The following is an 841-nucleotide window of genomic DNA, read 5'->3' as shown; positions in this document are numbered from 1 at the left end:
CGTCGCCGAATCCTTGAGCGCGCGGCCGCCCGAGACGATGATCTTGGCGCTGGTCAGTTCCGGACGTTCGGACTTGGCGACTTCGGCGCTCACGAAGCTGGACAGACCCGCATCGCCCGGACCCGCGACATCCTCGATTTCCGCCGAACCGCCACTGGCTGCCGCCTTCTCGAAGGCGGTGCCGCGCACGGTGATGACCAGCCTGGCATCGGTGCTCTCGACCGTGGCGATGGCATTGCCGGCATAGATCGGGCGGGTGAAGGTCTTCTCGCCCTCCACCGAGATGATGTCCGAGATCTGCATGACATCGAGCAGCGCGGCGACGCGCGGCGCCACGTTCTTGCCGGTGGTGGTGGCGGGCGCGAGGAACGCATCATGGCTCGCCATCAGATCGGCGATGAGCGGCGCGACGTTCTCGGCAAGGCCGTGCTCGTAGGCGGCGTTGTCGGCGAGGTGGACCTTGGCGACGCCGGCGATCTGCGCGGCGGCCTCGGCCACGGCGCGGCAGCCCGAGNGTGTTCGACCCAGACGAGCGTTTTCATCTCAGGCGACTCCCATTTCCTTGAGCTTGGCGACGAGCGTGTCGACGTCGGGCACCTTGATGCCGGCTTGCCGTACCGGCGGCTCGGAGACCTTGAGGGTCTTGAGGCGCGGCGCGGTCTCGACGCCGTAGTCGGCGGGCGCCTTGGTATCGAGCGGCTTCTTCTTGGCCTTCATGATGTTGGGCAGCGAAGCATAGCGCGGCTCGTTGAGGCGCAGGTCGGTGGTGACGATCGCGGGCATGGCCAGCTTCACCGTCTCGAGACCGCCATCGACCTCGCGCGTGACGGCAACATGATCG

1 protein-coding gene and 1 pseudogene are annotated in these 841 nt (G+C 67.1%); both read right to left on the bottom strand.

Annotated features, from left to right (window positions below; translation table 11 throughout):
• Positions 1 to 513, bottom strand: a pseudogene (locus IEX32_RS20435) (electron transfer flavoprotein subunit alpha/FixB family protein); the annotation flags it as partial.
• A 30-nt stretch (positions 514 to 543) separates the two neighbouring features.
• The coding region (locus IEX32_RS20430) for an electron transfer flavoprotein subunit beta/FixA family protein (protein ID WP_444543977.1) at positions 544 to 841 on the bottom strand (298 nt) is incomplete at its 5' end.

Origin of the sequence: Novosphingobium endophyticum (assembly GCF_014640675.1) — a bacterium.
GTDB lineage: Bacteria > Pseudomonadota > Alphaproteobacteria > Sphingomonadales > Sphingomonadaceae > Novosphingobium > Novosphingobium endophyticum.
The sequence above is the reverse complement of the archived record's forward strand: the minus strand, read 5'-3'. Positions and strand labels throughout refer to the sequence as shown.